The organism is uncultured Gimesia sp. (genome assembly GCF_937919775.1).
In the GTDB taxonomy this organism is placed as follows: Bacteria; Planctomycetota; Planctomycetia; order Planctomycetales; family Planctomycetaceae; genus Gimesia.
Map to the genome: position 1 here is coordinate 1 of NZ_CALFPF010000489.1, position 4789 is coordinate 4789.

The following is a 4789-nucleotide window of genomic DNA, read 5'->3' on the forward strand; positions in this document are numbered from 1 at the left end:
CAGGCAGTAATATTCTGAGTACGCTCCCGGGCAACAGGTATGGCCGATTAAGTGGTACTTCAATGGCAACGCCTCATGTCTCAGGTGCGGCTGCTTTACTGTGGTATCATACCGATTTCCGCTGTTCATCGTGGAAAGTCATCAAGAATAAACTCTTATGCAATGCACGTTCTCTCGACTCTTTAAAAGATAAATGTCTCACAGAGGGCACTCTGGATATTGGTTTTCTCTGCCCAGCCTGCGAATGTTCGTGCCATCACCACCACGAATGCCACGACCACGATTGTTGCCATCGCAATCATTCGCACCATTATTGTCGATAGTTGAAAAAACGTTTGACCAAAACGACGGGCTGACTAACATCTTCTCTAGAAGTTGAAATCAGAAGCCCGTCGTTTTTAATTTCTCCAAATAAACATCAAGCGTCGCTTTGAGTTTCATCAGTTCAATTAGTCAGTTTCGACTGCTCTATATCTTGATACAGCGAAACGTAGGTCAGATATCCAGGAAGGGTCAATCATTCGAATGGGATTCACTGGCCACTCAAGATCCACTCCCACAAATTGAAAACGCTTGCTGCACAATTCGAAAACATTCCTGTTCTGGCCGTTGTCGAACTGAATGCGATGCAACACCTCTCCCAAAACCAGAATTTCCTCACAGGATAATTTAAGTCATCACATCTTTTGAGACTTCGATATTTAACAGATCTTGGATTAATACAGTCGTCACGTTAGCGCTGGACGGCCCCGTGTTCGGAGTGAAGTTGTTCGACAACGTAATCCATCAATTGTTGTGCTTCGCCGGAAGTGAGTGTATAAGTCTCATCGCGGAATAACATGCGAATCGTCAGACTCTGTGCATCTGCGCCGACGCTCTCGCCGACAAATGTATCAATACAGAGCACACTCTCCAGCTTCGGTTGCAGAATAACAGGCGTCTCGCTCTCTTTTCGTGGCTCGGTCACCAGGTTGGTAACTGCCGTTTCAAATGCGTTTTCCAGCGATTTCTCTATCTCGGCATAACGCAAACCGATGGGAACCACAATTGAAATATCGCGGGCAATCATCTGCGTGCGCGCCAGGCCAGCAAACATTCTCGCTGGTGATTTGACTTTGATCAATGCGGAAATATCCAATTCAACTCCGTAAAGAGGCACTCGGGCACGATCCTTGATCCCCAATGCGTCCAGATCAATCCGACCGAGAGCACCGATTCGCTTGCCGTCATGTTGAATGACCGCAAATTCTTCGCCGCGATAACCTTTCGCAGCCGTATCCCGTTCATAGGAAATTTCATCCACACTGATATGAGCCAGCAGATTTTGCACAAGTCCCTTGGCTCGCAGAAAATCGATTTCCTTTTCGGAAGCAATCCAGGCAGAGTCGTTGACGGCTCCTCCGATCACGGCGCCAATCATCCAGCGTTCATCGATCTGATCGTCGTTCTGTCGAAAAGTACGATCGATTTCGAAAAACCGGAAGCTGCTGGCACCACGCCGTGCATTTCGTTCTGCAACCTCGATTAAACTTCCCACCAGACTCTGCCGGAGTGTCGTCATCTCTTTCGAAATCGGGTTCTGAACCTGAATCGGATCGCCGGGCCATTGACTGAATGACATAGCAATCTGTTCCGTGGTGAGTGGAGGCGTGCGGCATTCCAGAAAGCCGTTGGCGCTCAGGAACGTGGCAATTTTCGTTCGCAGTCCGTCAGTTTCTGAGACACGACCTTTGGTGGTGGTTGCCACCAGTGGTTTCATCACGATGCTGTCATACCGCAACAGACGCGCGACATCTTCGGCGAGCACCACTTCATTATTCACATCCACGCGCCAGGTCGGAACCGAAATCGTCAGATTTTTATCGTGCGTCATTTCCAGCTTGGAAAGGCACTCTTTGATCTGCTGATCACTGATTTCCGTACCCAGGATCTTCGAGAAGCGACCGGAATCTAAAGCGAACCTGGTTTGCTCGCGAATATTCGGATAATTGTCAGTCACATCGGAAGCCGGTTTTGCCTGCGAAAGTTCTGCATCCTGAAGCAATTCTGCAGCGCGGTTGAATGCACCGCTTAACATGTCGTTGGGATCGGTTCCGCGTTCAAAGCGATACGAGGAATCGGTACTGACACGCAACTTCCGGGAGGAAGTCCGGATACACACCGAATCAAAACAGGCCGCTTCCAGCAGAATTCGTTTCGAACCGGCTGTGGTCTGCGAATTCCAGCCCCCCATGATACCCGCTAACGCGATCGGTTTCTCGGCGTCGGCAATCACCAGCGGCTGGTGTGCGCCGTCCACTTCAGACTCATCCAGCAGTTTGAGTTTTTCATCCTTCCGCATGCGGCGGACTTCAATCCGGTTTCCCTTCAAGGAATCGAAATCGAAAGCATGGAGCGGCTGTCCCCATTCCAGCATCACAAAATTGGTAATATCCACCACGTTATTTATGGGTCGTAAGCCCGCTGTTTGCAGACGGCTTTTGAGCCAGTGAGGCGAACTGCGAACCTGCACTCCGTCAAATACCTGACAGGCATAGCGCGGACACAGTGAATCATCGTCAATCGCGACAGTGATTTTTTCCGTCTGGTTTGCAGCAGATTGAATGACCCGCGCGCTGGGATACTTCAGTTTCATACCGAGGACGGCTGCCACTTCGCGGGCAATGCCGATCATCCCCAGACAGTCGGGCCGATTCGGTAACACGGAAACTTCAACCAGTGATTCCTGAATCGGCGAGAGAGAAGGCAGACTTGCACCTAACATCGCTTCGTCTTTAAAAACCTGCATACCGGACGATTTGGCAATCAGTCCCAGCTCTCCATCCAGACAGATCATCCCTTCCGAACGAATGCCTTTGAATTTTCCTTCCGCAATGAACGCACCCGTAGGCAGCTTTGTGCCGGCAAGCGCTACGGGAACTCCCCAGCCAATTTCCACAGGATGCGCGGTAGCGCAGACAATGGTGATCAGTTTGCCTTTTTCTATTTCAATCTGGCATTCAAACAGATTACCCGCATCACCCAGCGGTTTCTTATCCCGAATAAAACCAATCCTGATCGGCTCCAGTGCGTGCGCCAGATTATGTTCTTCTTCGACTTCGAGACCGACCGTCATGAATGCATCAAGCAGTTCGCTCTCTTTGCAATCTTCCGACAGATAATCGCGCAACCAGCCAGTATTTATTCGCATCTTTCTCTCTCTTTGCCAGAAATATCGTGTCCGCTTTCACCAGGCACAGTTCATTTAAAACTGACGCAAAAACGCTTCTTCATTTTCGTACATCAGTCGGATATCACTGATCCCGTGTCGAATCATGGCCATACGATCGATGCCCAGACCGAACGCAAAACCCTGCCATTTTTCCGAGTCCACACCTCCGGCCTGCAGCACTTCAGGACGAATCATGCCGGCTCCCAGAATTTCCAGCCACTTGCCATTAAACATGACATCGACTTCCGCGCTCGGCGTGGTGAAGGGAAAATAACTCGGACGAAACCGGAGTTGAACATCGTCGCCAAACAATCCGCTGGCCAGTTGATACAAGACCCATTTCAAATCGGCGAAACTGATATTCTCATCAATGGCAATCACATCCAGTTGATGAAAAATGGGGAAATGCGAGGCGTCAATTTCATCCCGCCGATAACAGCGACCGGACGTCATCGCCCGTAACGGAGGCGGACCGAAGTTTTTCATCGCCCGTGTCTGAAACGCGGACGTATGCGTCCGTAAGACATTGCCTTTGGTTGTGTAAAATGAATCGTGCATGTCGCGTGCGGGATGCCAGTCCGGCGTATTCAATGCATCGAAGTTGTAAAATTCGGATTCCACCTCGGGATAATCGTCGTAGCGAAAACCCAGGCCGACCAGAATCGATTTCACTTCATCCATCGTCGCCATCAGCGGATGCCGATGTCCCGGCAGGGCGCGAACTCCGGGAAGCGTCACATCAATGGCTTTAATATCCGGGCCAACTAATTCGTATGCTTCAATCAGAGCTTTCTTATGCCTTAGAAATTCTTGAATCTCCTGTTTGACACCATTGAGCATTTTCCCAAACTCAACCTTTTCGTCATCCGACAAAGACTTTAACACTGCTTGCAGAGTTTTCAGTTCACCTTTCTTCCCCAGATATTGGACACGCACTTCATCCAATGCTGAAAGTGATTTTGCAACATCAATGCTTTCCATCGCCGCTATTACCAGTGGATGATTTTTATAAGACATTTTGATTCTTCAGATCTTCAAATTTCTCTGTTTGTAAATACAGTACATTACGGAGCAGTAACTCGCACATATCTCTTGAATAGACAACGAGTTGCGCGCAAAATCCACCCTGAGACCGGGATTGTAACTATTCCGCTGTAATTCTGCAACCACCCTAAAAACAGGCCGTTTCTCATTCACCGGAAGCCCTGATTATCGCGGTATTTAACGATTCCGGTACATCCTCCGACGAAAAAGGGAACGATAGACCAATCAAGACACAAATGAGCGTGTCTGGTTCTCCCCTGCGATTCATGGGATTACGGCCTCTCTTTCAACTGGCGATAATCTCGTGTACGACTTCTCCATAAACATCAGTCAGCCGGAAATCGCGGCCCGCGTAACGATAGGTCAATTTCTTATGATCCATGCCCATCAGATGCAGCAGCGTGGCATGCAGATCGTGAATGTGAACTTTATCACGTGCCGCATAATAACCGTATTCATCGGTGGCACCGTGGACGTGACCGCGTTTGACTCCTGCTCCGGCCAGCCACATCGAATAACCCTGCGGATTATGGT

Annotated in this window: 3 protein-coding genes and 1 pseudogene; 1 reads left to right on the top strand and 3 read right to left on the bottom strand. The window is 49.4% G+C overall.

Annotated features, from left to right (window positions below; translation table 11 throughout):
- Positions 1–14: 14 nt before the first annotated feature.
- Positions 15–161 (top strand): annotated as a pseudogene (locus Q0294_RS23435) (S8 family serine peptidase); the annotation flags it as partial.
- Positions 162–733: 572 nt separating this feature from the next.
- On the opposite strand, the gene pheT reads toward Q0294_RS23435, so the two are convergent.
- From pheT to Q0294_RS13925, 3 genes are all read right to left on the bottom strand, one after another.
- The gene (gene pheT / locus Q0294_RS13915) at positions 734–3190 is read right to left on the bottom strand and encodes a phenylalanine--tRNA ligase subunit beta (RefSeq protein WP_299466444.1); all 2457 of its coding nucleotides are present in this window, start codon (positions 3188–3190) and stop codon (positions 734–736) included.
- A 54-nt stretch (positions 3191–3244) separates the two neighbouring features.
- A complete protein-coding gene (gene pheS / locus Q0294_RS13920; protein ID WP_299466446.1) occupies positions 3245–4228 on the bottom strand; it encodes a phenylalanine--tRNA ligase subunit alpha in 984 nt (327 codons plus the stop codon).
- 313 nt (positions 4229–4541) lie between these two features.
- Positions 4542–4789: DUF1501 domain-containing protein (locus Q0294_RS13925; protein WP_299466449.1), on the bottom strand; the 248-nt coding region annotated here is incomplete at its 5' end.

What these genes read in the sequence shown, in the direction of transcription:
- pheT (WP_299466444.1), bottom strand. Translation starts at nt 3,190, where the DNA reads ATGCGAATAAATACTGGCTGGTTGCGCGATTATCTGTCGGAAGATTGC.
- pheS (WP_299466446.1), bottom strand. Translation starts at nt 4,228, where the DNA reads ATGTCTTATAAAAATCATCCACTGGTAATAGCGGCGATGGAAAGCATT.